At 62.0% G+C, this 25,622-nt stretch carries 30 protein-coding genes; 18 read left to right on the top strand and 12 right to left on the bottom strand.

The features are described from left to right. Positions 1 to 170 precede the first annotated feature (170 nt). Positions 171 to 437 (bottom strand): DUF1488 family protein, encoded by a 267-nt coding sequence (locus NKH93_RS02560; RefSeq protein ID WP_352683477.1) that lies wholly within the window; start codon positions 435 to 437, stop codon positions 171 to 173. A 10-nt stretch (positions 438 to 447) separates the two neighbouring features. Beyond that, the gene (locus tag NKH93_RS02555; RefSeq protein ID WP_023678406.1) at positions 448 to 630 is read right to left on the bottom strand and encodes a hypothetical protein; all 183 of its coding nucleotides are present in this window, start codon (positions 628 to 630) and stop codon (positions 448 to 450) included. Positions 631 to 998: 368 nt separating this feature from the next. Here NKH93_RS02555 and NKH93_RS02550 point away from each other — a divergent pair, with 368 nt between their 5' ends. Together NKH93_RS02550 and NKH93_RS02545 are read left to right on the top strand one after the other, a co-directional pair. After that, positions 999 to 1,265, top strand: a complete 267-nt coding sequence (locus NKH93_RS02550) for a hypothetical protein (protein WP_352469759.1) — start codon at positions 999 to 1,001, stop codon at positions 1,263 to 1,265. After that, positions 1,262 to 1,507: a hypothetical protein gene (locus NKH93_RS02545; protein ID WP_023678408.1), complete on the top strand. Its 246-nt coding sequence runs from the start codon at positions 1,262 to 1,264 to the stop codon at positions 1,505 to 1,507. The genes NKH93_RS02550 and NKH93_RS02545 overlap by 4 nt, the downstream gene beginning before the upstream one ends. 127 nt (positions 1,508 to 1,634) lie before the next feature. Here NKH93_RS02545 and NKH93_RS02540 read toward each other — a convergent pair whose 3' ends face one another. Beyond that, positions 1,635 to 2,036, bottom strand: coding sequence for a Kazal-type serine protease inhibitor family protein (locus NKH93_RS02540; RefSeq protein WP_023678409.1), 402 nt, complete (start codon positions 2,034 to 2,036; stop codon positions 1,635 to 1,637). A gap of 490 nt (positions 2,037 to 2,526) precedes the next feature. Between NKH93_RS02540 and NKH93_RS02535 the strand changes: the two genes are divergently transcribed. The 3 genes from NKH93_RS02535 to NKH93_RS02525 all read left to right on the top strand — a co-directional run bounded on the left by NKH93_RS02535 (position 2,527) and on the right by NKH93_RS02525 (position 3,781). After that, positions 2,527 to 2,739, top strand: a complete 213-nt coding sequence (locus NKH93_RS02535) for a cold-shock protein (protein ID WP_006202520.1) — start codon at positions 2,527 to 2,529, stop codon at positions 2,737 to 2,739. Positions 2,740 to 2,966: 227 nt separating this feature from the next. Continuing rightward, positions 2,967 to 3,179, top strand: coding sequence for a cold-shock protein (locus NKH93_RS02530; RefSeq protein WP_006202521.1), 213 nt, complete (start codon positions 2,967 to 2,969; stop codon positions 3,177 to 3,179). 191 nt (positions 3,180 to 3,370) lie between these two features. Next, complete coding sequence (locus tag NKH93_RS02525; RefSeq protein WP_023678410.1) at positions 3,371 to 3,781, top strand: BA14K family protein; 411 nt, start codon at positions 3,371 to 3,373, stop codon at positions 3,779 to 3,781. A gap of 69 nt (positions 3,782 to 3,850) precedes the next feature. Here NKH93_RS02525 and NKH93_RS02520 read toward each other — a convergent pair whose 3' ends face one another. The 3 genes from NKH93_RS02520 to NKH93_RS02510 all read right to left on the bottom strand — a co-directional run bounded on the left by NKH93_RS02520 (position 3,851) and on the right by NKH93_RS02510 (position 6,019). Then, on the bottom strand, positions 3,851 to 4,492 hold the full coding sequence (locus NKH93_RS02520; RefSeq protein ID WP_352450491.1) for an MBL fold metallo-hydrolase: 642 nt from the start codon (positions 4,490 to 4,492) through the stop codon (positions 3,851 to 3,853). A 176-nt stretch (positions 4,493 to 4,668) separates the two neighbouring features. Then, complete coding sequence (locus NKH93_RS02515; RefSeq protein ID WP_352450492.1) at positions 4,669 to 4,980, bottom strand: hypothetical protein; 312 nt, start codon at positions 4,978 to 4,980, stop codon at positions 4,669 to 4,671. Positions 4,981 to 5,125: 145 nt separating this feature from the next. Next, entirely contained in the window at positions 5,126 to 6,019 is an 894-nt protein-coding gene (locus tag NKH93_RS02510; protein WP_352450493.1) for a branched-chain amino acid aminotransferase, read from the bottom strand. Positions 6,020 to 6,268: 249 nt separating this feature from the next. On the opposite strand from NKH93_RS02510, the gene NKH93_RS02505 reads away from it, so the two are divergent. The 4 genes from NKH93_RS02505 (at position 6,269) to NKH93_RS02490 (ending at position 10,196) form a co-directional block, all read left to right on the top strand. Further along, positions 6,269 to 6,796, top strand: coding sequence for a MarR family winged helix-turn-helix transcriptional regulator (locus tag NKH93_RS02505; RefSeq protein WP_352456926.1), 528 nt, complete (start codon positions 6,269 to 6,271; stop codon positions 6,794 to 6,796). Then, positions 6,783 to 7,502: a response regulator gene (locus NKH93_RS02500; protein WP_023678415.1), complete on the top strand. Its 720-nt coding sequence runs from the start codon at positions 6,783 to 6,785 to the stop codon at positions 7,500 to 7,502. Before NKH93_RS02505 ends, NKH93_RS02500 begins: the two co-directional genes overlap by 14 nt. 50 nt (positions 7,503 to 7,552) lie before the next feature. Beyond that, positions 7,553 to 8,968, top strand: coding sequence for an ATP-binding protein (locus tag NKH93_RS02495; RefSeq protein ID WP_352541020.1), 1,416 nt, complete (start codon positions 7,553 to 7,555; stop codon positions 8,966 to 8,968). Between the two features lie 205 nt (positions 8,969 to 9,173). Next, a complete protein-coding gene (locus NKH93_RS02490; RefSeq protein ID WP_352850315.1) occupies positions 9,174 to 10,196 on the top strand; it encodes a glycosyltransferase family 4 protein in 1,023 nt (340 codons plus the stop codon). Positions 10,197 to 10,208: 12 nt separating this feature from the next. Here NKH93_RS02490 and NKH93_RS02485 read toward each other — a convergent pair whose 3' ends face one another. The 3 genes from NKH93_RS02485 to NKH93_RS02475 all read right to left on the bottom strand — a co-directional run bounded on the left by NKH93_RS02485 (position 10,209) and on the right by NKH93_RS02475 (position 11,709). Next, a complete protein-coding gene (locus NKH93_RS02485) occupies positions 10,209 to 10,568 on the bottom strand; it encodes a tRNA-binding protein (RefSeq protein WP_352850314.1) in 360 nt (119 codons plus the stop codon). Between the two features lie 6 nt (positions 10,569 to 10,574). Beyond that, positions 10,575 to 11,075, bottom strand: coding sequence for a type III secretion system chaperone family protein (locus NKH93_RS02480; RefSeq protein ID WP_023678420.1), 501 nt, complete (start codon positions 11,073 to 11,075; stop codon positions 10,575 to 10,577). A 331-nt stretch (positions 11,076 to 11,406) separates the two neighbouring features. Further along, positions 11,407 to 11,709, bottom strand: a complete 303-nt coding sequence (locus NKH93_RS02475; protein ID WP_352469829.1) for an accessory factor UbiK family protein — start codon at positions 11,707 to 11,709, stop codon at positions 11,407 to 11,409. A gap of 131 nt (positions 11,710 to 11,840) precedes the next feature. On the opposite strand from NKH93_RS02475, the gene lgt reads away from it, so the two are divergent. From lgt to NKH93_RS02445, 6 genes are all read left to right on the top strand, one after another. After that, positions 11,841 to 12,692, top strand: coding sequence for a prolipoprotein diacylglyceryl transferase (gene lgt / locus NKH93_RS02470; protein WP_352772597.1), 852 nt, complete (start codon positions 11,841 to 11,843; stop codon positions 12,690 to 12,692). Then, positions 12,689 to 13,777 (top strand): class I SAM-dependent methyltransferase, encoded by a 1,089-nt coding sequence (locus NKH93_RS02465; protein WP_352921127.1) that lies wholly within the window; start codon positions 12,689 to 12,691, stop codon positions 13,775 to 13,777. The genes lgt and NKH93_RS02465 overlap by 4 nt, the downstream gene beginning before the upstream one ends. Before the next feature lie 139 nt (positions 13,778 to 13,916). Beyond that, a complete protein-coding gene (gene pgeF / locus NKH93_RS02460; protein ID WP_352968987.1) occupies positions 13,917 to 14,705 on the top strand; it encodes a peptidoglycan editing factor PgeF in 789 nt (262 codons plus the stop codon). Next, a complete protein-coding gene (locus NKH93_RS02455) occupies positions 14,705 to 15,856 on the top strand; it encodes a M24 family metallopeptidase (RefSeq protein ID WP_023678425.1) in 1,152 nt (383 codons plus the stop codon). Before pgeF ends, NKH93_RS02455 begins: the two co-directional genes overlap by 1 nt. A 54-nt stretch (positions 15,857 to 15,910) precedes the next feature. Next, entirely contained in the window at positions 15,911 to 16,531 is a 621-nt protein-coding gene (locus NKH93_RS02450) for a hypothetical protein (protein WP_023678426.1), read from the top strand. A gap of 253 nt (positions 16,532 to 16,784) precedes the next feature. Then, the gene (locus tag NKH93_RS02445; RefSeq protein ID WP_254819191.1) at positions 16,785 to 17,720 is read left to right on the top strand and encodes a ribose-phosphate pyrophosphokinase; all 936 of its coding nucleotides are present in this window, start codon (positions 16,785 to 16,787) and stop codon (positions 17,718 to 17,720) included. Positions 17,721 to 17,819: 99 nt separating this feature from the next. Here the strand turns inward: NKH93_RS02445 and NKH93_RS02440 are convergent, their stop codons facing one another. Next, positions 17,820 to 18,701 (bottom strand): AraC family transcriptional regulator, encoded by an 882-nt coding sequence (locus tag NKH93_RS02440; RefSeq protein WP_352770932.1) that lies wholly within the window; start codon positions 18,699 to 18,701, stop codon positions 17,820 to 17,822. 128 nt (positions 18,702 to 18,829) lie between these two features. Between NKH93_RS02440 and NKH93_RS02435 the strand changes: the two genes are divergently transcribed. Continuing rightward, a complete protein-coding gene (locus tag NKH93_RS02435; RefSeq protein ID WP_352469748.1) occupies positions 18,830 to 20,080 on the top strand; it encodes an MFS transporter in 1,251 nt (416 codons plus the stop codon). 142 nt (positions 20,081 to 20,222) lie between these two features. Here NKH93_RS02435 and NKH93_RS02430 read toward each other — a convergent pair whose 3' ends face one another. Both NKH93_RS02430 and NKH93_RS02425 read right to left on the bottom strand, forming a co-directional pair. After that, positions 20,223 to 21,413 carry a glycerate kinase family protein gene (locus NKH93_RS02430; protein ID WP_352819922.1) on the bottom strand — a complete coding sequence of 397 codons (1,191 nt, stop codon included), beginning with the start codon at positions 21,411 to 21,413 and terminating at the stop codon, positions 20,223 to 20,225. Between the two features lies 1 nt (position 21,414). Further along, on the bottom strand, positions 21,415 to 22,785 hold the full coding sequence (locus tag NKH93_RS02425; protein ID WP_352819921.1) for an SLC13 family permease: 1,371 nt from the start codon (positions 22,783 to 22,785) through the stop codon (positions 21,415 to 21,417). Between the two features lie 262 nt (positions 22,786 to 23,047). Between NKH93_RS02425 and NKH93_RS02420 the strand changes: the two genes are divergently transcribed. After that, positions 23,048 to 24,652, top strand: a complete 1,605-nt coding sequence (locus tag NKH93_RS02420) for a sensor histidine kinase (RefSeq protein WP_352469745.1) — start codon at positions 23,048 to 23,050, stop codon at positions 24,650 to 24,652. After that, positions 24,630 to 25,310, top strand: coding sequence for a response regulator transcription factor (locus NKH93_RS02415; protein ID WP_352450507.1), 681 nt, complete (start codon positions 24,630 to 24,632; stop codon positions 25,308 to 25,310). Before NKH93_RS02420 ends, NKH93_RS02415 begins: the two co-directional genes overlap by 23 nt. Positions 25,311 to 25,622 lie beyond the last annotated feature (312 nt).

Here is a 25,622-nt window from a genome sequence, read left to right as displayed (position 1 = left end):
CCAGCGGCGGCTGTCCGCCTGAGCCGTAACGTGCGCCTGCCGGTTGTCTCGGATCTCTGTTGATGGGAAACCTGCCGTGTTGTCCGCCTGCCGCGATCTAGGCCATCGCTGCGGCGCGTGCAAGAGCAGACGGCGGTCGCTACGAAGCAAAACTTCGAACCCGGGGGAGCCTACCGAAAGTCGGCCGGCGTCAGCACATACATGTTCCTGCGGCCGTGCGAGTAGGCTTGGCGCGCAATCTCGTGGATCGACGAACGCTTGGCGTCGAAGGCGCTGAGAAATTCGGCCTCGGCTCCGCTTGCTGCCGGGTTTGCCGCCGAAAGTGCCGCGACCTCGACAAAGAACGGGACTTCGAGCATGCCGTCATGGCCGACGAAACGAATGCGCTTGGCCGCCGGGTCATAGGAGCGGCTGGGATTGGGAAAATTGAGCGTCATGGCTTGCGCGTCAAATCAGGCGGTTGCTTTCGGCAAGCTGGCGCGCCCGCCGCGCCGTGCCGTCGGTGTCGGCAATCCTTCGCCTTGCCGCCTCGTCGCTTCTTATCGTGAGACGCGGCGACAAGACCTTTATCGGCTTTGCGACAGGACTGACTGCAACTGTCGGGACATCCGGTGTTCTTGCGGAGTTCATGACTCTCTTCCTTCCATTGCTAGATAAATACAAATGCCGGAGGAATTTTTTCGGAAGTTCTTCAAACAATTTTTGAGGTGCACCGGGACCGTATCATCGTTCTGCGGATAACTATAGAAAAGTAATTTGACGTTGGTAGGGGTAAGAGGCCGAAAACTTCTTGAATAAGTCGTATTTTCAGACTAGAGGTATGAAACCGTTTGGGTCATGCTTGGCCCCGCGGTGTCAGGGATTCTCGGCCCGCCAAACTTATCCAAATCGCCGACACCTGGTACCGCAATGCAGGCTCCGCTTCCGGGGCAGGCCGGAAAGAAACTTCAAGGCACGAGAACTTCAAGGCACAAGCGAGAACTTCGAGGCGCACAAGAATGTCTGCTCGCACCACCCATTCCATAGCGCATTTCGCGGCACCTTTCGTGCTTGGCGGGCTGGATGGCATGCAGCCGGCCGGCGACTATGACATCGACCACGACGAAGAACTGATCGACGGCATGTCCTGGCCTGCCTGGCGCCGCGTCGCCACTTTCATCCATCTGCCGGCAAGGACAGTGAAAAGCGCGACCAGCCAGCTTGTCGCCATTGACCATGCCGAGCTCGACGCAGCGCTTCGGCACGACCAGGAGAATGTCACATGATCCGCTTCCAGCAGAATGCGCGGCGCACGGACACGCCGGCGCATATCTTCACCGTCGGCCAGACCGTCCGCATGAAGAGCCGCACCGGCCTTGCCCAAAAGACCGCGGAGCTGTTCCAGATCAAGAGCCGGCTGCCGGTCAAGGACGGCTCGCCGCAATATCGCATCCGCAGCGATCAGGAGACCTATGAGCGGGTCACCACGGAAGACAATCTCGAACCGGTCGACAACCCGGCCAACTGAGCCGACGCGCCACAACGCTGCTTCACATGCTGATAATGCCGCAGATCCGCATCTCCAACGGGAACGGCGCTGAGCTCTACGCCGGCCCCCAGATGGTGCTTATCCGGCCAGGCTGTAGGTCGGTGCGCTAGCAGGGCCCGTCATCGACGACGCGATAATCCGCCGCGCGGGCTTCGCATTCGTTGGGGAATGTGCGCAGTTCGCCATGGCGACGGGCACAGACTGGGCGGTATTCGCGGGTGCAGAATGTCTGCTCCTCACCGCCACCACCACCGCCGCGGCACTCGCCCTCGCGAATGATGCGGTATCCGGCCCGTTCGGCAAGGCAGGCATTGGCGAAGGTCTGGCGGTCGCCGCCGCGCCGGGCACAGACCGGGTCATATTGCCTAGTGCAGAATTGCGGCCCCGGCCGTGGCGGGCGCGGCCCCGGCCCCTCATCATCCACCACGACGGTGCAGGCTGCGAGAATTGCCGACAGGAACAGGATGGAAAAAACCTGCCGCGGAAAGATTGCCGCAAGAAACCGCATGAATGTTCTCTCCCTCGAAACTCCGGCCCGCACAAATGGTGCCTGGGTCAGGCCGATCCTCGTCATTCCGCTGCCAGATGCAACCCCTGTTTGCAACTGGCGAGCCAGAGCGGTATGCCGGCGCAAGCCAAGACAGCACCTGCCCCGCTTGCTGGACCATGCCTGGGTGAAGTCTGGCCGATGACCGCGCAGCGAACCCGGACTATCGGTGCGATGCGTCGGGATGCGCCTGTTGGGGCCGCCCGCGGCTGTGTCTTGCAAGCATCACGTTTCCGTGCGATAAATTTTGTGTTCGGGCATTTGCGACCCGGAGAGCGGAACGTTTTGGACGACCTTTCCCCGATACTGTGAATCTCTGACAGCCCCGTTTTCGGCGGGGGGTTTTACCATGCGCCAATGCATGACTGCCGAAGCAACCACCGGGACTTGCCCACGGCGCCAGGCGGCGGGCGGAACCACCAAGACTGACACGGGTGAAGGAGTTTCCCCAATGGCCCAGACCGGCACCGTTAAATTCTTCAACGCTACCAAAGGCTTCGGCTTCATCACGCCCGATGGCGGCGCCAAGGATGTGTTCGTCCACATCTCGGCGATCGAGGCTTCCGGGCTGCGCACGCTCGTCGACGGTCAGAAGGTCACCTTCGATGTCGAGCCCGACCGTATGGGCAAGGGTCCGAAAGCGGTCAATCTCCGCGCCGCCTGAACGGCGGCGTTCCGCGCGTCCTTTCGGGGTGTGAGGATGCTGCAAGGCTTTTGAGTGAACTTGAATTCTGTAAAGGCGCGGCGGTTTTCGTCGCGCCTTTTGTGTTCCGGGATGCTTGCCGGCACCCGCAAAACTTTCTCTTGCCGATGGCACTAAAATAAAGGACAAATTTCCGTCCGGGCATTTGCCGGCCCGAGACTGGACTTGTGGGATCAAAGGAGCTTCCCATGCCGCAGACCGGCACCGTCAAATTCTTCAATCACGCCAAGGGCTTCGGCTTCATCACGCCGGACGACGGGGCAAAGGATGTCTTCGTCCATATTTCGGCCGTGCAGGCGTCGGGTCTTCCCGGTCTCGAGGATGGGCAGAAAGTGACATTCGACACCGAGCCGGACAAGCGCGGCAAGGGTCCGAAAGCCGTCAACCTGTCGATCGGCTGAACCACCCCCGGGCAGAATGGACGTGGGCCGGTCTGGCCTGCGGTATTTGCCGCACGCTTGAACCGCCCAGTTAGATGAACCGCCTGGCCAAATTTCGTTCAGCCCCCGTTCAGCCACGGTCGCATATTAATCTTCGTTAAAGCCGGACCGCATCCCCCGAAACGACCCGGGCCGGCACGAAGGAGACTGACATGAACCGAATTTTCAAGACTGCCATCCTGTCCGCCGCGGTCGTTGCGACCACGCTTGCGACCTTGCCCGCGGCCAATGCCGACGAATGGCGCCATCACCGCCGCCACCACGGCCACGGCGACGCCGTTGCGGCCGGCGTGCTCGGCCTTGCGGCCGGTGCCCTGATCGGCGGTGCGCTCGCCAGCCCGCAGCCCCGCTATTACGACCCGGCCTATGATGATGAATACTACAGGCCTGCCCCGGTGCGCCGTTATTACGTGCAGCCGCGAGTGGCCTATGCCGAAAGCTATGCGGAGCCGTGGACCCGCGGCTGGTACGAATACTGCTCGGACCGCTACCGGAGCTTCAACGCCCGTACCGGCACGTTCACCGGCTATGACGGCGAACAGCATTTCTGCACCGCCAATTAGCGGAGGCAGTTTCCCGTCGGAAAAAAGCGCGGTCGCACAGGCCGTGCTTTTTGTTTCCGGCAAGCGGTTTCAGACCAGAAAAGGATTGCTCCGCCGCTCCTCACCAAAACGGCCGCCGGGACCATGGCCGCAGATAAAGCCGATGTCGTCGCCCAACGGCAAAAGCTTCTCCTTGATCGAGGCGATCAGCGCGGCGTGGTTGCCGCCCGGCAGATCGGTGCGGCCGACCGAACCGCGGAACAGCACGTCGCCGACATGGGCGAACTTCGCAGCCCGGCTATAGTAGACGACGTGGCCGGGTGCATGGCCCGGACAATGGAGCACCTCGAACACGTGCGAGCCGAACGAAACGGTCTCGCCTTCGGCAAGGAACCGGTCGGGGACACAGTTGCGCACGGGATCGGTGATGCCGTAGCGCTTTGCCTGGTTCTCGAGATTGGCGAGCAGCGGCCGGTCGGCGGCATGCGGACCGATGATCTCGATACCGAGCGCCTCCTTCAACTCCATGGCCCCGCCGGCATGGTCGATATGGCCGTGCGTAATCCAGATCGCGCCGGCAGTGATCGCATTGTCCTCGAGCGCCGCCAGCACCTTGTCGATGTCGCCGCCCGGATCGACGACAACGCCTTGCCTGTCGTCCATGTCGAAGAGGATGGTGCAGTTCTGCTGGAACGGCGTGACCGGCACGATGCCGGCGTTGAGCTGACCCATATTCGTCCTTTCACGCTGTCGGAGCGCTGCGCGTCCCCTCGAACGCGTCAGGAGAGCTCCAACCTTGAACCAGGCCCTGATGTAGAGACACACGCGAACGGCGTCCACCGCTCCCACAAACGGCAAACGAAATGGGCGGCCGAAGCCGCCCATTTGAAAACCTGAAACGTCAAAGCTTATTTCTTCATCGCGTTCATGACCGCACCGATGATGCCGGTCAGGATGGCGCCGCCGCCGGCACCGCCAACGATATTTGAAATGTTCAACGCGCTGCCGGCCCCTGCCGCCGTGGCGGCGGCTGCCGGATCGACCGAGCCACCCAGCAGACTGTTGAGGATGGCCGCACCGCCGACGCCGCCGACAGCGCCGCCCAGGATTTTGGTAAGCTGCCCCATCGCCGCAGTCTTGATAGCCGCGCCAACCGCCTGACCACCGATGATACCCGTAATCACCTGAATAATGATCGGAAGAAGCGTGTTCATATCCATATTTCCAGTCCCTCCATAGCTGCCAGCCTCCCGGGCCGACCCCATCATGAGACGCCGAATTGTGTGAAAGTCAAATGCAGAAGCGCTTAAATAAAAGGGGCGGCCCGAAAACCGCCCTTACTAGTTAAAAAAGCTGTGACTTTCGTTATTCTGCAGCGATTGCGTGCTTGGGCTGAACGGCCGCAGAATAGTCATTCATCAGCGTCTTGGCGATTTCGCCGACCTCGAATCGGTATGGACCGATCTCCGAAACCGGCGTCACCTCGGCTGCCGTCCCGGTGAGGAAGCACTGCTGGAAGCCTTCAAGCTCATCCGGCATGATGGCGCGCTCGATCACCTCCAAACCGCGGTCCTTGGCAAGGCCGATAACCGTGCGGCGGGTGATGCCGTCGAGGAAGCAATCAGGCTTGGGCGTATGGATCTTGCCGTCCTTGACGAAGAAGATGTTGGCGCCTGTCGCTTCCGCCACCTGGCCACGCCAGTCGAGCATCATGGCGTCGGCATAGCCCTTTGCCTCGGCGGCATGCTTGGACATGGTGCAAATCATGTAGAGGCCGGCCGCCTTCGATTTCGACGGTGCGGTGCGCGGGTCGGGGCGGCGCCATTCGGCCATGTCGAGGCGGATCCCCTTGAGCTTCTGCGCCGGGTCGAAATAGCTTGGCCACTGCCAGATGGCGATGGCGCAGTTGATCCGACTGTTCTGTGCGGAAACGCCCATCTGTTCGCTGCCGCGCCACGCGATCGGCCGGACATAGGCGTCCTGGAAACCTTGCTTCTTCAACAGCGTGCGGCAGGCGTCGTCGATCTCGGCGACCGAGTAGGGTATCTTGAAGCCAAGCAGGCGCGCCGATTCATGCAGGCGTTCGGTGTGGTCGGTCAGCTTGAAAATTTCGCCCCCATAAGCGCGCTCGCCCTCGAATACCGCGCTGGCGTAGTGCAGCCCGTGGGTCAAGACGTGGATCTTGGCGTCGGCCCATTTGACGAATTCGCCGTTCATCCAGATAAAGCCGTCCAGTTGGTCGAAGGGAACGGATGCCATGGTAACCTCCCGCGGGCGGCAGCCCGCACATCATTGTGTCGTTGCGTGTTTCGCCTCGGCCGCTGCGGGCGGCCATTGTCTCAAAGCGTAGGCGGATATTTAAGGTCTGGCAAACTCAGGAAGTTCCGGAAAAAACGGCTTCGCTTGCCTTTTCGTTCGCAATCCGCCGAAAAGCTTGCCAAAAATTACCATCGCGCGGAAAATACGTCAATAGTGCTGACATAATTTCCTGCTTCACACGGAGAAAAGATGACGAGCCACGCAGCCGCAGAGCCGATCAGGACAGCGATCACCGACGAGGACGGCATCGATTTCGCCATCATCGAGTTGTTCTTCTTCGCCTATCGCGACTTTACCTCCGATCCGGACCAGATCCTGGCCGATTACGGTTTTGGCCGCGCCCATCATCGGGTGTTGCATTTTGTCAATCGCCGGCCCGGCCTGACGGTCGCCGAGCTCCTCGATGTGCTCAAGATCACCAAGCAGAGCCTGGCGCGCGTGCTCAAGCAACTGATCGACACCGACCATATCGTGCAATTGCAGGGCCCCCGCGACCGCCGCCAGCGCGAGCTTTATCCGACGGCCAAGGGCCGTGCTCTGGCGCTGGCACTGGCGCGGCCACAGTCGCGCCGCATCCATGCTGCATTGGAAGATTCCGGAGCCACCGAACGCGCCGTTATCGAACGGTTCCTTGAAGCGATGGTAAATCCGGAACTAAGGGCGCAGATCGACATTGTGCCCGCAAAGATGTCAGGGAAAAACCATGGAGACCATTGAGAGGGTTGATCATCCGACAGCACCGGAAGACGACGCGCCGCATCTGCTGGTGGTCGACGACGACACCCGTATCCGCAATCTTCTGAAACAGTATCTGACCGAAAACGGTTTTCGCGTCACCGTCGCCGGAAATTCTGGCGAGGCGAGGCGCAAGCTCGCCGGCCTCGACTTCGATCTGATCGTGCTCGACGTCATGATGCCGGGTGAAAGCGGCGTCGATCTCACCAAGGCGCTGCGGGCCGAGAAAAACGTGCCGATCCTGATGCTCACCGCACTGTCCGAAACCGACAGCCGGATCACCGGGCTCGAGGCCGGTGCCGACGACTATCTGCCTAAACCGTTCGACCCGCGCGAGCTGATCCTGCGCATCAACAATATCCTGCGCCGCGGCGGCCCCGCGACGACGCCCAAGGTCGAACAGCTGGTCTTTGGCCCCTATACGTTCCAGATCGCCAGGCGTGAGCTGAAGCGCGGCGGCGAGGCGCTCAAGCTGACCGACCGCGAGCAGGAAATCCTGGCGATCTTCGCTGCGCGTGCCGGCGAAACGATACCGCGGCATGAGCTTGTCGGCGATGAATCCGAGGTCGGCGAGCGCACGATCGACGTCCAGATCAACCGGCTGCGCCGCAAGATCGAACGCGATCCGTCCAATCCGGTCTGGCTGCAGACCGTGCGCGGTATTGGGTATCGGCTCAGCGTGGAATAGAATGCCGCCGACAGCGGCCCTTTGCCGGGTCCCGGTGAGCGAAAGGACGAATGGCGACCACGCAACTCGAACGGCCGGGAGATGGCGGCTTCAGCGCCCGCGCGACGCGGGCGCTCAAGGCCGTGCCGCGCGCCTGGAACCGTTTCTGGCGCCTGGTGTCGCTTTACATGCCGAAGCGGCTCTATGCCCGCTCGCTGATCATCGTCATCGCGCCAATGATCATGCTGCAGTCGGTCGTCGCCTTTGTCTTCATGGAGCGCCACTGGCAGACCGTGACGCAACGCCTGTCGCAGGCCACGGTGCGCGACATCGCCGCCATCATCGACCTGATAGAGACCTATCCTCACGACGCCGACTACGCCAACGTCATCCGCATCGCCCAGGATCGCATGCAGCTGAAGGTCGACCTCCTACCGCCCGACCCGCTGCCGCCTCCCGGGCCAAAGCCGTTCTTCTCGATCCTCGACGAGATCCTCTCGTCCGAGATCACCCGCCAGATCAACCGTCCGTTCTGGATCGATACGGTCGGCAATTCCAATATCGTCGAGGTCCGTGTCCAGCTCGAGAACAAGGTGCTGCGCGTCTTCGTGCGCCGCAGCCAGGCCTATGCATCGAACACCCATATTTTCCTGATCTGGATGGTCGGCACCTCGCTGGTGCTGCTGATGATAGCCATTCCCTTCCTGCGCAACCAGATCCGGCCGATTCTGACGCTGGCCGAGGCGGCCGAGAGCTTCGGCAAGGGCCGGCCGATGCCGCGCGATTTTCGCCCGCGCGGCGCGGAGGAAGTCCGCCGCGCCGGCTTTGCCTTCATCCAGATGCGCGAACGCATCGAACGCCAGCTCGAGCAGCGCACCGCCATGCTGAGCGGCGTCAGCCACGATCTGAGGACCATCCTCACCCGCTTCAAACTGCAATTGGCGCTTGCCGGGACCAAGGCGGCCGATACCCAGGCACTCGACCAGGACATCGACGACATGCAGTCGATGCTGGAAGGCTACCTTGCCTTTGCACGCGGCGAAGCTTCGGAAGACGCCGGTCAGTTCGATCTCGAAGCCTTCTTCGACAAGCTTCGCGAGGAAGCCGCGCTGCGCAAGCGCAAGCTGTCGACCGTGCTTGTCGGCGATCCGCATGTGCACGTGCGCCCCAATGCCTTTGCCCGGCTGCTGTCCAATGTCGTCGGCAATGCATTCCGCTATGCCAAGACGGTGGAGATCAATGCCAATCATGGGCGCGGTTCGCTGCTCGTCACCATCGACGATGACGGCCCGGGAATTCCGCCCGAAAAGCGAGAGGATGTATTCAAGCCGTTCGTGCGGCTGGACGAGGCCCGCAACCTCGACGCCAGCGGCACCGGCCTTGGCCTCTCCATCGCACGAGACATTGCCCGCAGCCATGGCGGCGACATTGTCCTCGAACGCAGCCCGCTCGGCGGCCTTCGGGCGGTGATCAAGGTCCCCGCTTGACGGCAGCGACACCCGGCCTTCATCGGCCCGTCATGAAACCATGGTGAAGAGCGCCAATGAAGCGCGCGATCCTGATTGATTCGGCCCTGCGGCCTCATTTCGACCCCGCGCCTGCCCAGGTGCGCTGGTGCGACGCCCGAGCTGCGGCGTGGTCGCCGCTCAGGCGTCGCGGCGAGGCAATCAAGCTTGCCGCCAAGGGACCGCCATGCGCATCCTGATGGTCACCGACGCCTGGCGCCCGCAAGTCAACGGCGTCGTCCACACGCTAGAGCGTCTCTCGGAGACCCTGAAATCCTTCGATATCGAGACGGACTTCCTGACGCCGAATATCTTTCGCACCCTGCCTCTGCCGACCTATCCCGATATCAGGCTGGCGCTGACGACGCCGCACCGCGTGGCGCAGCTGATCGAGGCACGCAAGGTGGACCACATCCATATCGTCACCGAAGGACCGCTCGGCATTATGGCCCGGCGCTACTGCCGCAACGCCGGCCGCCCGTTCACGACCAGCTATCACACACGTTTTCCGGAATATCTGAGCGCGCGCCTGCCGGTGCCTGAAGCATGGGCCTATCGCTGGCTGCGTGATTTCCACAATTCAGGACAGGGCACGCTGGTTGCCACCCAGTCGCTTGCCGACGATCTTGCGGCCCGCGGCTTCACCAAGCTCCGGCCGTGGACGCGCGGCGTCGACACCGATCATTTTCGGCCGGACAAAAGAAAGGACCTGGGATTTCCCGGACCGATCTTCCTCTGCGTCGGCCGCGTCGCGATCGAAAAGAACCTGCCGGCCTTCCTAGACCTCGACCTGCCCGGCAGCAAGTTGGTCGTAGGCGAAGGGCCGGAATTGGCGAAGCTGAAGGCCAGATATCCCGATGCCCATTTCGTTGGCCATCGTCCGAACGACGAACTGGCCGAGATCTACGCCTCGGCCGATGCTTTCGTCTTCCCCAGCCGTACCGACACGTTCGGCAACGTCATCATCGAGGCGCTGGCCAGCGGCACGCCGGTCGCAGCCTATCCCGTCACCGGACCCATCGATATTGTGGGTGACGGCATCGGCGGCGCGGTGTCGGACGACCTGCGGCAAGCAGCGCTCGCCGCCCTTCACGTCGACCGCGCCGAGGCGCGGCAACGCGCAATGCGCTACAGCTGGAAGACCTGCGCGGAAATGTTCATGGAAACGGTCGAAGAAGCGCTGGGTACCAGGCGTAAACTGGCTGCGTGAACAACAGCGCAGCTAGAACAACCTGCCGCCGTCCGGCACTTTGCGTTCGATTGCCCCAAGCACCACCGCGCCCTCTTCATCGGGAAAGCCGAGCGTCAGCACTTCCGACATGAATGGCCCGATCTGACGCGGCGGGAAATTGATCACAGCGAACACCTGCCGGCCGATCAGGGCTTCGGGCGAATAGTATTTCGTGATCTGGGCCGAGGATTTCTTCACCCCGATCACGGGACCGAAATCGATTTTCAACTTGATCGCCGGCTTGCGCGCCTCGGGAAAAGGCTCTGCCTCGACGATCGTGCCGGCGCGGATGTCGACGCGGTCGAAATCGGCAAAGCTGATCTCGGGTTTTCGCGCGTTGCTCGAAACCATCGACGGTCAGGCGTTTCCGTAGGTTTCGAACAGCACGCCGGCCAACGCATCCTTGGCCGAAGTTCCCGACCAGACGACGAACTGGAACGCCTGGAAATAGCATTCGCAGGCCTCCAGCGCCGACGACAGCAGCACCTCGACCTGCTGGCTCGACGGCTCGACCCCACCGGCCAGCAGCAGCGACTGGCGGAACATGATGGCGCCTTCCTGCTCCCAGAGATCGAAATGGCCAAACAGCATCTGCTCGTTGATCAGCGAAAGCAGCCGCATCACCTCGAGCGCGCGCGCCTCCGGGACCTTGATGTCGAAGGCGCAGGCCAGGTGCAGCGCCTCGTAGTCCTCCATCCAGGAGAATGAAACGTGGTAGTCGGTCCAGCTTCCGGCAACCGAGATCGAGATCTCGTCGTCGCCGGCCCGCTCGAAGGACCAATCGTTGTTGTGCGCCACCTGCTCGATAACATCCACCGGATGGATTTCGCGGGAGAATTCGAGTTCGAGAAGTTCCATGAAATGCTTCCTGTCGTTCTGGGAGCGCCACCACACGCTCCGCGGGAGAGGCACACTCGAACAATTCTGCCTAGAACTCGGACGGCCAGGACTTCGTCAACGCAAAGACCCCGGACCGGACCCCACCGCCCGGCGCATGACCCTGCTCCGAATCATGCAACAAATTCAGTCTATTGATCGGGAGTCGCGTGACCAGCCAAATTTTTCGGACTGCGTCATTCGCATGTGGAAAGGCGCTGTCACAAAGATTCACGCAGTACCGGTAAGCGATTCACGACAAAGCGCTTTTTGCGATCCGGCTTTGTGGAAAAGTTTAACGATTTATTTCTTGTTATTTTTTTGCACGCGGCTTTGACGCAGCCGCAGGCGCTGGTTGACCGGTCAATTCGGCAAGCCTGGCCTCGAGCGCCTCGATGCGAGCGGCGAGGCGGGTGTTTTCTTCCCTGGCCTTCGCCGCCATGTCGCGAGCGGCCTCGAATTCCTCGCGCTGCACCACGTCCATGGAGTTGAGTATGCGCTCGGCCTGGCCCCTGAAGGCGGTCTCCACCTCGCGCCGCACGCCTTGCGCGGCACCGGCTGCGTCGGTCATCAGCTTGGCGAATTCATCGAGAATGCGGTTCGGTCCGGTCGCCATGGCAAATCCTCGCTTGGTCGAATTGACGTAGTGGCGCGCGATTCGGAATGCAAGCATATGCTTGCCTTGACCCCGCCAAAAGCCTGCCGCATGGTCCGCGCCCGAACCTGATTGGGAACCCGGAGACCCTGTTGAGCGAATATTTGCTGCCGCTGGCCGCCCTGCCCTTTCCCAACATCGACCCGGTCATCGTCCGGATCGGACCGCTGGCGGTGCATTGGTACGGCGTCGGCTACATCGTCGGCATTCTGTTCGCCTGGTGGTATGCCAAGCGCCTCGTCACCAACCCAAAACTGTGGCCCGACGGCACCCTGCCGATGAAGCCCGTCGACCTCGACGACTTCATCGTCTGGGCAGCCATCGGTGTGGTGCTCGGCGGACGCACCGGCTACGTGCTGTTCTACGACCTGCCGCGCTACATCGCCAATCCGCTCGATATCGTCGCCGTCTGGCAGGGCGGCATGTCGTTTCATGGCGGCCTGATCGGCGTCATTCTCGCAATGACGCTGTTTTCCCGGTCTCGCGGCATCCGCACATGGTCGCTGTTCGACGTGGTTGCCGCCGGCGTGCCGGTGGGGCTTGGCCTCGTTCGCCTGGCAAACTTCATCAATTCCGAACTATGGGGCCGGCCGACCGACGTTCCATGGGCATTCGAATTCCCCAATGGCGGTCCGTTTGCACGCCATCCGAGCCAGATCTACGAGGCGCTGCTCGAAGGGCTGGTGTTGTTCCTTATCCTGCGCTTCCTCACCCATTCGCGGCTCAAGCTGAAGACGCCGCGCTTCGTCGGCGGCGCCTTCATCGCCGGCTATGGCGCCTCGCGCATCTTCGTCGAATTCTTTCGCGAGCCCGACCAGCAGCTTGGCTACCTCCTTGGCACGAGCTGGCTGACCATGGGAATGGTGCTGTCACTGCCGATGGTGCTGGCCGGCATCTGGGCGATGGCTACAGCCAAGCCGGTGACAAAACCGCAGCCGGCATGACGCGGCTGGAGACCCGCATCGCCGAGCTGATCGGTGCGGTGGGACCGATCCCCATCAGCGAATACATGGCGCTCTGCCTGTTCGATCCGCAGGACGGCTATTACACGACACGCGAGCCGTTCGGCGCCGCCGGCGACTTCGTCACCGCGCCGGAGATCAGCCAGATGTTTGGCGAGCTGGTCGCCATCTGGCTCTACCAGGCGTGGCTGGCGATCGACCGGCCGACGCCGGTCGCCATCGCCGAAATAGGCCCCGGCCGCGGCACGCTGATGAGAGATATGCTGCGCACGCTTTCGCGGCTCGATCCGACGCTTACCGCCAGCGCATCGTTCGCCTTGATCGAGACCAGTCCGCGGTTGACCGAGGTCCAGAAACGAACGCTTGCCGGGACGTCGGCCACCGTCGCCTGGCATGAGGCCGTGGACACACTACCGCAGGCGCCGCTTCTGATTGTTGGTAATGAGCTGTTTGACGCGGTGCCCATCCGCCAGTTCGTCCGCGCCGGAGCCGGCTGGCGCGAGCGGATGATCGGTCTCGACGATGCGAACCGGCTGCGCTTTTTCGTCGGCGCCGGCTCGCTCGACCCGATGCTGCTGCCGGAGGGTGCCGAGAATGCGCCGGAAGGTGCGATCGTCGAGGTGGCGCCAGCCCGCGCCGCCCTGATGGCGGCCATCGCCGGGCGACTTGCCGGATTTGGCGGCGCCGGCCTGTTTCTCGACTACGGTCACCTCCAGCCCGGGATCGGCGACACCTTGCAGGCCTTGCGCAAGCACCGTCATGAGGACGTGCTGGCCAATCCGGGGCGGGCCGATCTCACAGCCCATGTCGATTTCGCTGCCCTCGCGGCAACCGTTCGGGCACACAGCCTCGATGCCCACCTCTCAACGCAAGGTGAATTCCTGCTCAAGATGGGGCTTCTCGAACGAGCTGGCCGGCTCGGCGCCAATGCCGATGAGGCAGCTCGCGAAAAGATCGCGGCCGACGTCGAGCGCCTCGCCGGCCCGCTGGCCATGGGCGAACTCTTCAAGGTGCTTGCCGTCCTCCCCGCCGGCATTGCCGTTCCGCCGTTTCCAAGCATGGATTGACTTTTCGCTGCCGCCTCTCCCACTCTCCCGTCTCCGACTAGCGGCCGACATCAACTGCGCCAGCCTTCAACTGACCAGCCTTCAACTGCGCCCCTTCAACTCGCTTGACGAAATCGCCTATACGGACAACAAAGCCGCCATGCTGAATCAGACCAAACCGGATCCCGTTCGGTCGCCCTTGCTGGAAACGGCGCAAGGCATCCGCCACGGCTACTTCACGCGCGTCGGCGGCATTTCCAGCGGCATCTACCGGGGCCTCAACATCGGCACCGGCTCGAACGACGACCAGACGCTGGTGCGCGAGAATCGCCGCCGGGTCGCCGAATGGATGGGCGTGCCTGCAAACCATCTGCTGACCGCTCACCAGGTTCATTCGCCGGACGTCGTCATTGCCAGGGAGCCTTTTGCCGACGAGCGGCCCAAGGCCGACGCCATTGTCACCGACCGGCCGGGCATTGCCGTCGGTGCCTCGACCGCCGACTGCGGACCGGTCCTCTTCGCCGACGCCGAGGCGCGCATTATCGGCGCCGCCCATGCCGGCTGGAAAGGCGCTTTCACCGGAGTGCTGGAAAACACCATCGCGGCAATGGAAAGCCTCGGCGCCCGGCGCGACCGCATCGTCGCAGTGCTCGGTCCTTCGATCGGCCCACGGAATTACGAAGTCGGACCGGAATTTGTCACCCGTTTCGTCGACGCCGATGCCGGCAGTGCCCGCTATTTCGCGCCCTCCGCAAATGCCGGACACGCGATGTTCGATCTCAACCGCTACACGGTCGACCGGCTGACCAAGGCTGGCGTCAATGCCGAAGGACTTGGCCGCTGCACCTATGCCGAGGAAGAGCTTTTCTACTCCTATCGGCGCAGCACGCATCGCAACGAGCCCGACTACGGGCGGCAGGTTTCGGCAATCGTTTTGGAGGCTGACTGATGGCGCTGCATTTCGAACGCTCGGAATTCGACGCGCGGCGCGATCGACTGATGATCGAGATCGCCGAAAAGAAGCTCGACGCCGTCCTGCTGTTTGCCCAGGAAAGCATGTATTGGCTAACCGGCTACGACACCTTCGGCTTCTGCTTTTTCCAGTGCCTGGTGGTCAAGGCCGACGGCTCGATGGTGCTGCTGACGCGTTCGGCCGACTTGCGCCAGGCGCGCCACACCTCGATCATCGACAACATCGTTTTGTGGACGGACCGCAACGGCGCCAATCCGGCGGTAGATCTGCGCAATCTGCTCAACGAGCTTGACCTGCTCGGCGCCCGGATCGGCGTCGAATACGACACCCACGGCCTGACCGCCTATAATGGCCGGCGCCTCGACGAGCAGTTGCAGACCTTCGGGCAGATCGCGGATGCCTCCGGCATTGTCAGCCGGCTACGGCTATTCAAGAGCCCGGCAGAAATCGCCAAGGCGGAAAAAGCCGCAAATCTGGCCGACGACGCGCTGGACGCAGCACTGCCGCTGATCAAGCAGGGTGGCGATGAGGCGCTGATCCTCGCCGCCATGCAAGGTGCGATCTTTGCCGGCGGCGGCGATTATCCGGCCAACGAGTTCATCATCGGCTCCGGAGTCGACGCCCTGCTTTGCCGCTACAAGGCCGGTCGCCGCAAGCTCACCAAGAACGACCAGCTGACGCTCGAATGGGCCGGTGTCTTCCATCACTACCATGCGGCAATGATGCGCACGGTGTTGACCGGCAAGGTATCGAAACGCCACCAGGAATTGTTCGATGCCGCCCGCGCCGCGCTACTTGCAGTCGAGAAGGCGATGACGCCCGGTAATACGTTCGGCGACGTGTTCGACGCCCATGCCCGCACCCTCGAAGCCCACAACTTGACCAAGCACCGGCTCAATGCCTGCGGCTATTCGCTCGGCGCCCGCTTCACCCCGTCCTGGATGGATATGCCGATGTTCTATCAGGGTAATCCCGAACCGATTGCGCCGAACATGACGCTGTTCGCCCATATGATCATCATGGACTCCGAAACCGAAACCGCGATGACGCTTGGCCGCACCTATCTGACCACCGAATCCCAGCCGAAGCCGCTGTCCCGCCATGATCTCGACTTGATCGTGCAGTGAATCCATAATGGAGAGAGTGTGAGGGGCGTTCGTCGCCAAGGAGTTTTCAGGCTAATGAGACGATCGCATGTGACGACCGTGTCATTGCTCGTGGCGCTGGCACTGGCGGCCTGCACCAATGCGAAGGACGTTCTCGAACCCTCGGCCATTGCCCCGCAATCGACGCAATCCCTCTCCGGAGCCGGAGGTGCCGCGACGCCCCCCGCAACTCCGGCTCAGCCTGCCGGCACCGCGCAAACTGCAGATACGGCGCAGCCTTCCGCTGCAGCAGCCGTGCCGCCCGCCAAAAGCGCGGCTGCCATTGCGCGGACCCGGCTGCAGGTGGCGCCGATCGTCGGCGCCTCGGTAGAAGCCGCGACACCGCTGACCGCCGAGCTTCAGACACGCGCCAGGCAGCGCGGCATCACCTTGGCCGGCAGCACCGACCAGACCCCAACACATGTGCTCAAGGGCTATTTCTCGACCATGACGGAAGGCAAGGACACTACCGTCATCTATGTCTGGGACATCTATGACCCGGCCGGCAACCGGCTGCATCGCATCAACGGCCAGCAGAAGGCGCCCTCTGTTGGCGGCGGCGAAGGCTGGACGGCGGTCGCCCCGGCGACCATGCAGGCAATTGCCGACCAGACAATCGACCAGTTCGCCACCTGGCTTGGCGGCGGCGCCGGCTGACCTGGAGTATGATTTCCGAAAAGTGAATCCGGTTTTCGGAAAAGACCATCCTCAGACTGAAAGATAGAGCTATCCCCGATTCCGTCGGCATCGAAGTGGACCTATCGCGGCATCGTCAAGCCGTAAGCGTTTATTGAGATTAGCCGGCGGATTCCCATTCACGACGCTTGCAATACCGGCGCGGGCCGCTAAAAGCCCGACTAAGAGGCTGGAGTGCTATCGGAGTCTCTCAATCCTTCGCCAGGAACGGTGCATGAAGCTCTTCGCGGGCAATTCCAACAGGGTGCTGGCCGAATCAGTCGCCCGCTACCTCAACATTCCGCTGGGCAAGGCCAGCGTCAGGCGCTTCGCCGACCAGGAAATCTTCGTCGAGATCCAGGAGAATGTGCGCGGCGAGGACGTCTTCATCCTGCAGTCCACCTCGTTCCCGACCAACGATCATCTGATGGAACTGCTCATCATGATCGACGCCTTCATGCGCTCTTCGGCCAAGCGCATCACTGCGGTTATTCCTTATTTCGGCTATGCCAGGCAGGATCGCCGTGCCTCGGGCCGCACACCGATCTCGGCCAAACTGGTCGCCAACATGATCACGAGGGCGGGCGTCGACCGGGTGCTGACCCTGGATCTCCATGCCGGCCAGATTCAAGGCTTCTTCGACATCCCGACCGACAATCTGTTTTCCGTGCCGGTCATGGCCCGCGACGTAAAGGCGAAATACAAGCAGCTTGCCAATGTCATGGTGGTGTCGCCGGATGTCGGCGGCGTGGTCCGCGCCCGCGCGCTCGCCAAGCGCATCGACGCCCAGCTTGCCATCGTCGACAAGCGCCGCGAGCGCCCCGGCGAATCGGAAGTCATGAACGTCATCGGTGACGTGCGCGGCAAGGATTGCCTGTTGATCGACGACATCATCGATTCGGGCGGCACGCTGTGCAATGCGGCCGATGCGCTGCTTGCCGATGGCGCCACCAGTGTGACCGCCTATACTACCCATGGCGTTTTGTCCGGCGGCGCCATCGCCCGCATCGGCGCCTCGAAACTGCAGGAACTGGTCATCACCGATTCCATCCAGCCGACCCAGGCAGTGCTGGACGCCGCCAATATCCGCGTCATCTCCATCGCCGAACTGATGGGCGAGGCGATCTCGCGCACGGCGACCGAGGAATCGGTGTCGAGCCTGTTCGATTAATGCGTGTCGCGCAAAACTGTGCAGCGGTTTTGCGATAACGACATGCATACAACAAGAACCCAAAGCGCGTCGCATGAGGCCGGTCGAACGCGACGCCCTTCAGGGCTGCGCCTCAGGCCGAGCCGGACCACTTGTTCGTCGCACACCTTCGCCAGCATCACGGGCGCCCCGCATGTAACCGCGTGGCGAGGCTCCCAGCATGCGCTTGAACATGGTGATGAACGCCGGCACGCTGTCATAGCCGAGATCGAGCGCCACCCTCGTGATCGGCTCGCCGTCGGCCAGCCGTGGCAGCGCCGCGAACAGACAGGCCTGCTGACGCCAGGTCGACAGCGACAATCCGGTCTGGCGGTGGAACGCGCGGGTGAAAGAGCGGCGGCTCATGCCGACGATAGCGGCCCACTCGTCGATCGTCGCATGCGGTGACGGTGCCGAGACGAAGCGCCGGCACAGCGTCGCCAACCTTGCATCGGACGGGAACGGAAGGCCGAGCGGCCGTTCCGGCAGGTTCGGGATTTCGTGCAGCAGGAGCTTCATGATCAGTCCGCCCCGCCCCTTCAGCTCGGCGCCTTGCGGCAGCTTTTCCGATTCCACGATCAGGCTGTGCATCAGGTCGGTGATGCCGACGACACGCAACCCGTCCGGCAGGCCGGGAATGGCCTCCGGCATCACATAGACGGACCGCATGCTGACGTCGCCCAGCATCTCGACGGAATGTTCGGTGCCGGCGGGGATCCACATCGCGTGGTCCGGAGGCACCATCCAGCGCCCATGCCGCGTCGTCACCAGCACGACACCGACCAGCGCGTGCAGCAACTGGCTGCGGCTATGATGGTGCCGTGGCACATGGTAGCCGTCCGGATATTCGGTCGGCAGCGCCACTGCCGGCCCGACGGCCTCTTCCAGCCATTGCCAGCGACGCTCATGCAACAGCCCGAGATCGGTGTCGCCCGCTCTGAACATTTCCCTGCCATGCGGCATCAGCTATGGCCCACTTGCGAAACTATTGGACCAAACCACGAAAGAAGTCGCGTGACAAGCAACGTATAAGGCTGCGCCCTATAAGACCGCCTGCGGGAGCGCCCGCCAAAAAGACCACGGAGCCTGCCTTGACCGATACCACAGCAACCGCCGACGCCAAGCCGGCAGCGGCCAGCCACATTTCAGCTCAGGCGACGGCCTTCACCGTCATCCTGGCGGTGAGCTTCTGCCATTGCATCAACGATATCATGCAGTCGCTGCTGTCGGCGATCTATCCGCTGCTGAAGGACAATTACGGTCTCGATTTCTGGCAGATCGGCCTTTTGACTTTTACCTTCCAGGTGACGGCATCCTTGCTGCAGCCGGTGATCGGCATGATTACCGACAAGCGGCCGATGCCTTATTCGCTGCCCTACGGCATGGCTTCTTCGCTGATCGGGCTGGTCGTGCTGGCCTATGCCGGACATTACTCGCTGCTCCTCATCGGCGCCTCGCTGATCGGCATCGGCTCGGCGATCTTCCACCCGGAATCCTCGCGCATCGCCCGCTTCGCCTCCGGTGGCCGGTTCGGTCTTGCGCAGTCGCTGTTCCAGGTCGGCGGCAATTTCGGCCAGGCGATGGGGCCGCTGCTGGCAGCCTTCATCGTCGTGCCCTTCGGCCAGACCAGCATCGCCTGGTTTGCCGGCGGCTCGCTGATCGGCATCATCGTGCTGTGGCAGGTTGGCGGCTGGTACAGCCGCCTGCGCGCCGCACAGGGCACCCGCAAAGCGGCAGGCTTCGTTTCGCCTTTCCCGCGCCGCAAGGTCCTGGGCGCGCTGGCGGTGCTGACCTTGCTGGTATTGACCAAGAACGCCTACATCGCCAGCCTGTCCAGCTACTACACCTTCTATGCCATCCATAAATTCGGCGTTTCGGTGCAGATGTCGCAGGTCATGCTGTTCCTGTTCCTCGGCGCCTCGGCCCTGGGCATCCTGCTCGGCGGCCCGTTCGGCGACCGCTACGGACAGAAGGCGATGATCTGGTTCTCGATCGTCGGCGTGCTGCCCTTCACCCTGGCCCTGCCCTACGCCAATTTCGAGTGGACAATGGTTCTCACCGTGCTGATCGGCCTGATCCTGTCCTCGGCCTTCTCGAACATCGTCGTATTCGCGCAGGAACTGGTGCCCGGCCGGGTCGGCATGATCGCCGGCATCTTTTTCGGCTTCGCCTTCGGCATGGGCGGCATCGCGGCCGCCGTGCTTGGCGTCGTCGCCGACATGAAGGGCATCGATTTCGTCTTCCAGGTCTGCTCGTATTTGCCGCTGCTCGGGCTGCTGACGGTTTTTCTTCCCAACATGAAGGAGGCGAGGAAGCTCAAGGCGGGGACCACGATCGGGTGAAGTTTGGGTTGGACTTCGGCTTCCCCGCCCACCGGGCAGCGCGAAATTCGGTTCTCGACATAGACTTCGAGCCGGTCAGGGCCGCCGCTTAGCGACATCGCGGCCATTGGCTGACACGCTCCGTCATCTGAAACACGCTCCGTCATCTGAGCTTGAAAGCACGCGTCGCCCGCATCAGCCGGAATGCCTGCTCGGCAGCGTTCGCCAGCAGCGTGTCGGCGTCACGGATCGCGTCTTCGAGGGAACACGGTCGGCACAGAATGCTGAAGAAGGCATCGATGCCGATGTCGTGGGTCGCCTCTGCACCTGCTCCGATCGTTCCGGCCAAGGCGATGACGGGCAGATTGTGACGTTTCGCGCGCCGGGCAATCTCGGCTGGTATCTTTCCAAAGCTCGTCTGACCATCCAGGCCACCCTCGGCTGTCATGACGATGTCGGCGTTTGACAGCCGATGATCGAGATCCATATACCGCAGGATCAGGTCGAAGCGCGGATGCAGCCGGGCTCCAGCAAAGGCGTGAAGTCCGGCGCCGAGTCCCCCGGAAGCTCCTCCGCCGACAAGCGGCGTCACGTCGACGCCGAGGTCGCGGCGAACGACGTGAGCGACATTTTCCATGCCCTGCTCGAGCAAAACCACCTGATCAGGTGTTGCACCCTTTTGCGGGCCGAACACCCGAGCGACGCCTCTCTCGCCGAGCAGCATGTTGTAGGGATTTACCGCGACGTCGACACGAACATTCGAAAGGCGATGATCACGACTGGAAAGATCGACACGAGCTAGCGATGAGAGGGCCGAGCCGCTCCCCGAAATGGGACGGCCGCCGCCATCGAGCAGACGCACGCCTAATGCTTGGGCCATGCCGGTTCCTGCATCGTTGACACCCGAGTCACCGCAGCCGATCAGAATTCTTTCCGCGCCAAGATCGAGCGCAAAACGAATCAACTCACCAACCCCATAACTTGTAGTGCGGGTCGGGTCACGCATGTCAGTGGGGACGAGCCGGAGCCCGGCAGCCGCCGCGATTTCCAGAACTGCAGTCCGTTTCTTTCTTCGCCCGAGAAAACCGACATTGGCCGCCACGGGTTGTCCCACCGGTCCCGTCACTGTGACGGAATGCAGCTCGCCATCAGACAATTCAACAAGGGTCCGCGTAAAATCCTCGCCCCCATCCACCATTGGAAGGCCCAGGATCTTTGCTGTCGGAACGGCATTGCGAACGCCGCGCGCCAATGCAGCGATGACATCACGAACGCCGAGGCTCTCCTTAAAGCCGGAGGGTGCGACCAATACTCGAAGCCGTCTTCGTTTCGTCAATCCTTTCTTTTTCGACATTCTACGGCTCTCCAACAAGTTGCAGATGGAGCGTGTTGAGCAGGGCTCCGGTGGCTGGCCACACGGTGACCGCGAACACGACGATGAGGATGAACTGCATCGGCAGCAGGATTGAGCTGAGCAAGGCGAGGTCTTTCGGGCCGTAGCCTTCCTCGTCGACCCCCGCGAAAAGCGCCACCGGTTTCGCGCAGATCGCGAGGGTTTGGCAAAAGCCGGTCGCCGAGACGAGGACAAACATTGCCAGGAGAGGGTCGAGCCGCGCTGTCGATGCGAGCATCAGCGCCGGGGGCAGCAGCACCGAGACACGCGCCGTGCGACTGTGGATCACGAGATGACTGAAAAGCCCAAGCAAGGCTAATAAGGAGATAAGCGCCAACGGACCCAAGCCGGTGCCGCGCAGCGGATCGACAGTCGTCTCGATCAACCACCGATTGAGGCCTGATGCCGTCAGGCCGTCTGCCAAGCAGATCGTCGCCGCCAGAAACAAGAGCAGCTTCCACTCCGCACTCTTGATTGCATCGCCAAACGCCACGGAGCCTACTCTAGGAAGTGTGGCCAAGAGAGCGCCGCCAAGAGCGACAACGGTGGCATCAAGTCCGTGGACAGGTTCGGTCAGCCACGCGGTGACAACCCCGCCGGCGATCCAGAGTATCGGCTGCCGTGCCAATCCGGCACCGCCACTAGTCACCGTCGTTGGCTGCAAAAGGGTCATCCGCCGTTCGACCGGCGACAGGAAAAGCCGGAGCAGGCATTCGACCGAAAGGAAGGTGCTTACGGCCGCAAACGGCAGGCCGAAAGCGATCCATTCCAGATAGCTTACTTTCACACCCGAGAGGCGGCCGACCATTTCGATCGCCAGCAGATGGGCACCGGCGCCGACGGGCGATGCAATGGCCGAGAGCAGGATAACAGTGGGGAACAGCAGCGCGAAGGCCCTTCGCAACCGGGCGCTTCCACAGCGTCCCGCGATCGCCTGAAAGGCGGGGATCATCAAAGCTGCGCGACCTGAGGTCGACGGAATGACGAAGGCTGTGGCGATCATGACGGCCGTCAAGGAATAGGCGATTGCGCGAACCGATCGCATGCGCCCCGTCACGAGGCCGAGAACGCGATCTGCGACCCCACTCGCCTTGAAGGTGGCCGCCAACATGAAGGAGGCAAGCAATAGCCAGATCAACTCATCGCCGAGCGCATGAAACAGCGCGCCTGGATCACGGTTGACCAGCAGCGCCATTGCCAGCCCGGCGGCGATCGCAACGAAGGTGTCGTCGAACGGCGTCAGGGTCCACCCGATGATCGCGACAAGCAGGATCTCGAGCGCTCGCCGGGCGTCGGACGGGAGCGCGGAGAGGCCGAATTCAATGATGGCCACACACAGGGATACACAGGTTCCGATCAGTGCGGCTCGCCATATCGGCCAGAGCACCGGCGGTGTCCTTTCCCGAAGGGTGGCGTCACTGTCGGTCCGAAAATCTACTTGTGCCAACCGAAACCTCGTCTAGTTCGCCGCCAACGTGGCGATGAGGGCGTCGCACACCCTCCGCTCGAACTTAGGAGGTTCCGATTAGACGCTTGCGAGGGCTCCGGTTAGAATTTGGTGAGAGGCATTATCCGATCGCCGGCAGGATTACCGCATGACCGTTCGAGGCCGCATCTTCCTATTTCAAATCGTCATTCTCGCCCTTGTCGGACTGATTTCAGGACTGGCATTCGCAACACTCCAGCTGACAGAGGAATTCGTCCGCCGAATCGACAGCGTCCACGGGCGGTTCGAGGCGCTCGCCGAACTCAATGGGCAAGCCAACAATTACACCGAGCAACTCGCTGAAGTCTTGCTGCTTGGGCCCGAGCAAATGCCGGATTTCGAAGCGGCACGAGAAGCAGTGAAATCCGGATTCTACAAGCTGGAGGGCGCCACTCGCGAGGAACTCGGTGCTCTCGGATATTGGAGCGATAGACGCCAGGAGGAGGCCGAACTCAGATTCGTCGGTCGCGTCAAGGCGCTGTTTGAGGCGATCGATCGGGCCGCCCAGCGACTGTTCAGCCAGCGAACAAAGGGGGATCCAAAGGGCATCGTAGACGCCTTCCGCAACGATGTGGAGCACCGATTAGAGAACGATCTTGAAGAAATGATTGAAGCCGCTTTGCACGATGAGCGCAGGGAGGTTGGAGAGGAACTCGCCGGCGTCCGTGGCGCACAATGGCGGCTGCTGCTGCTGACCGGCGGCTTCGCTGCGTTGCTCATGCTGGGCAGTCTGGGGTTCGGCCTGGTCCTGCGACGATCAATCGCCACACCTGTGCGTGAACTGAACGAAAGCGCCAAAGCCATCGCTGCAGGCAAGCTCGACCATCGCGTTTCCGCGACCGGACGCGACGAGTTCGCTTCCCTCTCGCGAAGTTTCAACAGCATGGCCGAGGCTCTCGAGATCGAACGTGCTGCTCTGATTTCGGTACAGGACCGCTTGGAGGCGGAGGTTCAGTTGCGCACCCGTGAACTGCGGAAAGCCAATGAGCAACTGAGAGCGATCGATAGCCGACGCACACAATTTTTTGCGGAGGCAAGCCACGAACTCCGCACGCCGTTGACGATTCTCCGCGGAGAGGCCGACGTTGCCCTCCGCGGCCAACCGCGTGTTCGATCTTACCGCGAAGCTCTGAGCCGAATCCGCAATTGCGCTGAAGATATGGCTCGCAACCTGGGGGACCTTCTGGCATTCGCCCGCTCCGAAGCTGAAAATTTCAGGTTCTCCTTGCGCAACATCGATACCGGTGAGGTTGTGAAGGCGGCCGTTCAGGAGGCTTCCGTACTCGCAGGTCCCAAGCAGATATCCGTTGACCTGTCGCTCAACCCAGACCATTGCCTCATTCGGGGTGACGCCCAGCGCCTAAAGCAAGCGCTGCTGATCGGCTTCGACAACGCCATAAAGTACTCAAAGCCGTATCAGACAATAGCAGTCGAGATGGCTGAGCGTCATGGAATGCTTGAGATCGCCATCCGCGACAACGGTTCAGGGATCGATGCCAACGATCTCCCGTTCGTGTTTGACCGATATTATCGCGGGCGTGTCGGCGGGAGGTCCGCAGCCGACGGCCTTGGTGTTGGCCTCGCGATCGCCAAGGAGATTATAGACGGGCACAATGGCACAATCGGCCTTGAAGGAATTGAGCCTTCGGGAACCCTCCTCAGAATCAGACTGCCGCTGGTACATCGCACCCATGATTCGAATCCTGATCGTTGAAGACGACCGGCGTGTCTCCGACTTTCTCCGCCGGGGGTTGGAGGCCGAAGGCTTCCACGTGAGTGTCGCGGAGGACGGTCGCGAGGGACTAGCCATTATTCGTACGGATCCATTCGATCTCGTGATCCTGGACCGTCTGCTTCCCTACCTGGACGGCCTTGAGCTGTGCCGGATCGTGCGATTGGAGCAGTGGCCGGTTCTCATCCTGATGCTGACCGCGAAGGAGACAATTCAGGATCGCGTAGATGGGCTCAAGGGCGGTGCCGACGATTACCTGACGAAACCGTTTGCGTTTGATGAACTGGTGGCCAGGATTGACGCGCTGCGCCGACGCCGTCAGGGTGCAGTGGATCGACAATTGCTTCGAGTGAGCCGCCTCAATCTCGACACGAGCGCTCGTCGTTTTGCGGACGGCGACCGGGAAATCAGCCTTACCCGACGTGAATTCGACCTTCTGCATTTTCTCATGCTCAACGCGGGGAAAGTGGTTAGCCGCGAGCGCATCCTCAACAATGTCTGGTCATACAGCTTCGAACCCGGGACGAAGATCGTGGAGGTATACATTCGCTATCTGCGTGCGAAGCTCGGGCCGGATGCATCGGCCAGCATTCAGACAGTTCGTGGGATCGGCTACATGCTGGTCGAGCGGAAGCCATAGAAGGTAGAGCGAAACTCTTTATCGCACCGTTCTCGCCACTCGCTGGAAACCTCCTCTTTCCGCAACGCCGCTTCCACCGCTTGTTTCCGAATAGGTGTTCATCGGCTCCCTTCCATGCTGCCGGCGCGCGCCGTCCACCCGCCGTGGGCATTGCCCCGCCGCGGTTCCCCTTTCCACCCGCCGCGGTTCCCCTTTCCATTTGTGTTCGGGCTTGGGCGGCGACACCGATTTTGGCGGCCGTTAACCGCTTTCGTAATTCACGGCCTCTACCCCCAGGCCTGCAGCCACCCAGTCGGGGAAGCCGCCTTCGAA

The sequence above is a fragment of the Mesorhizobium sp. M0954 genome (assembly GCF_040319155.1).
Lineage (GTDB): Bacteria > Pseudomonadota > Alphaproteobacteria > Rhizobiales > Rhizobiaceae > Mesorhizobium.
Note: the sequence above shows the minus strand (reverse complement) of the source record. Positions and strands in the feature narration are given on the sequence as shown.

What these genes read in the sequence shown, in the direction of transcription:
- NKH93_RS02560 (WP_352683477.1), bottom strand. Translation starts at nt 437, where the DNA reads ATGACGCTCAATTTTCCCAATCCCAGCCGCTCCTATGACCCGGCGGCC.
- NKH93_RS02555 (WP_023678406.1), bottom strand. Translation starts at nt 630, where the DNA reads ATGAACTCCGCAAGAACACCGGATGTCCCGACAGTTGCAGTCAGTCCT.
- NKH93_RS02550 (WP_352469759.1), top strand. Translation starts at nt 999, where the DNA reads ATGTCTGCTCGCACCACCCATTCCATAGCGCATTTCGCGGCACCTTTC.
- NKH93_RS02545 (WP_023678408.1), top strand. Translation starts at nt 1,262, where the DNA reads ATGATCCGCTTCCAGCAGAATGCGCGGCGCACGGACACGCCGGCGCAT.
- NKH93_RS02540 (WP_023678409.1), bottom strand. Translation starts at nt 2,036, where the DNA reads ATGCGGTTTCTTGCGGCAATCTTTCCGCGGCAGGTTTTTTCCATCCTG.
- NKH93_RS02535 (WP_006202520.1), top strand. Translation starts at nt 2,527, where the DNA reads ATGGCCCAGACCGGCACCGTTAAATTCTTCAACGCTACCAAAGGCTTC.
- NKH93_RS02530 (WP_006202521.1), top strand. Translation starts at nt 2,967, where the DNA reads ATGCCGCAGACCGGCACCGTCAAATTCTTCAATCACGCCAAGGGCTTC.
- NKH93_RS02525 (WP_023678410.1), top strand. Translation starts at nt 3,371, where the DNA reads ATGAACCGAATTTTCAAGACTGCCATCCTGTCCGCCGCGGTCGTTGCG.
- NKH93_RS02520 (WP_352450491.1), bottom strand. Translation starts at nt 4,492, where the DNA reads ATGGGTCAGCTCAACGCCGGCATCGTGCCGGTCACGCCGTTCCAGCAG.
- NKH93_RS02515 (WP_352450492.1), bottom strand. Translation starts at nt 4,980, where the DNA reads ATGGATATGAACACGCTTCTTCCGATCATTATTCAGGTGATTACGGGT.
- NKH93_RS02510 (WP_352450493.1), bottom strand. Translation starts at nt 6,019, where the DNA reads ATGGCATCCGTTCCCTTCGACCAACTGGACGGCTTTATCTGGATGAAC.
- NKH93_RS02505 (WP_352456926.1), top strand. Translation starts at nt 6,269, where the DNA reads ATGACGAGCCACGCAGCCGCAGAGCCGATCAGGACAGCGATCACCGAC.
- NKH93_RS02500 (WP_023678415.1), top strand. Translation starts at nt 6,783, where the DNA reads ATGGAGACCATTGAGAGGGTTGATCATCCGACAGCACCGGAAGACGAC.
- NKH93_RS02495 (WP_352541020.1), top strand. Translation starts at nt 7,553, where the DNA reads ATGGCGACCACGCAACTCGAACGGCCGGGAGATGGCGGCTTCAGCGCC.
- NKH93_RS02490 (WP_352850315.1), top strand. Translation starts at nt 9,174, where the DNA reads ATGCGCATCCTGATGGTCACCGACGCCTGGCGCCCGCAAGTCAACGGC.
- NKH93_RS02485 (WP_352850314.1), bottom strand. Translation starts at nt 10,568, where the DNA reads ATGGTTTCGAGCAACGCGCGAAAACCCGAGATCAGCTTTGCCGATTTC.
- NKH93_RS02480 (WP_023678420.1), bottom strand. Translation starts at nt 11,075, where the DNA reads ATGGAACTTCTCGAACTCGAATTCTCCCGCGAAATCCATCCGGTGGAT.
- NKH93_RS02475 (WP_352469829.1), bottom strand. Translation starts at nt 11,709, where the DNA reads ATGGCGACCGGACCGAACCGCATTCTCGATGAATTCGCCAAGCTGATG.
- NKH93_RS02465 (WP_352921127.1), top strand. Translation starts at nt 12,689, where the DNA reads ATGACGCGGCTGGAGACCCGCATCGCCGAGCTGATCGGTGCGGTGGGA.
- pgeF (WP_352968987.1), top strand. Translation starts at nt 13,917, where the DNA reads ATGCTGAATCAGACCAAACCGGATCCCGTTCGGTCGCCCTTGCTGGAA.
- NKH93_RS02455 (WP_023678425.1), top strand. Translation starts at nt 14,705, where the DNA reads ATGGCGCTGCATTTCGAACGCTCGGAATTCGACGCGCGGCGCGATCGA.
- NKH93_RS02450 (WP_023678426.1), top strand. Translation starts at nt 15,911, where the DNA reads ATGAGACGATCGCATGTGACGACCGTGTCATTGCTCGTGGCGCTGGCA.
- NKH93_RS02445 (WP_254819191.1), top strand. Translation starts at nt 16,785, where the DNA reads ATGAAGCTCTTCGCGGGCAATTCCAACAGGGTGCTGGCCGAATCAGTC.
- NKH93_RS02440 (WP_352770932.1), bottom strand. Translation starts at nt 18,701, where the DNA reads ATGCCGCATGGCAGGGAAATGTTCAGAGCGGGCGACACCGATCTCGGG.
- NKH93_RS02430 (WP_352819922.1), bottom strand. Translation starts at nt 21,413, where the DNA reads ATGTCGAAAAAGAAAGGATTGACGAAACGAAGACGGCTTCGAGTATTG.
- NKH93_RS02420 (WP_352469745.1), top strand. Translation starts at nt 23,048, where the DNA reads ATGACCGTTCGAGGCCGCATCTTCCTATTTCAAATCGTCATTCTCGCC.
- NKH93_RS02415 (WP_352450507.1), top strand. Translation starts at nt 24,630, where the DNA reads ATGATTCGAATCCTGATCGTTGAAGACGACCGGCGTGTCTCCGACTTT.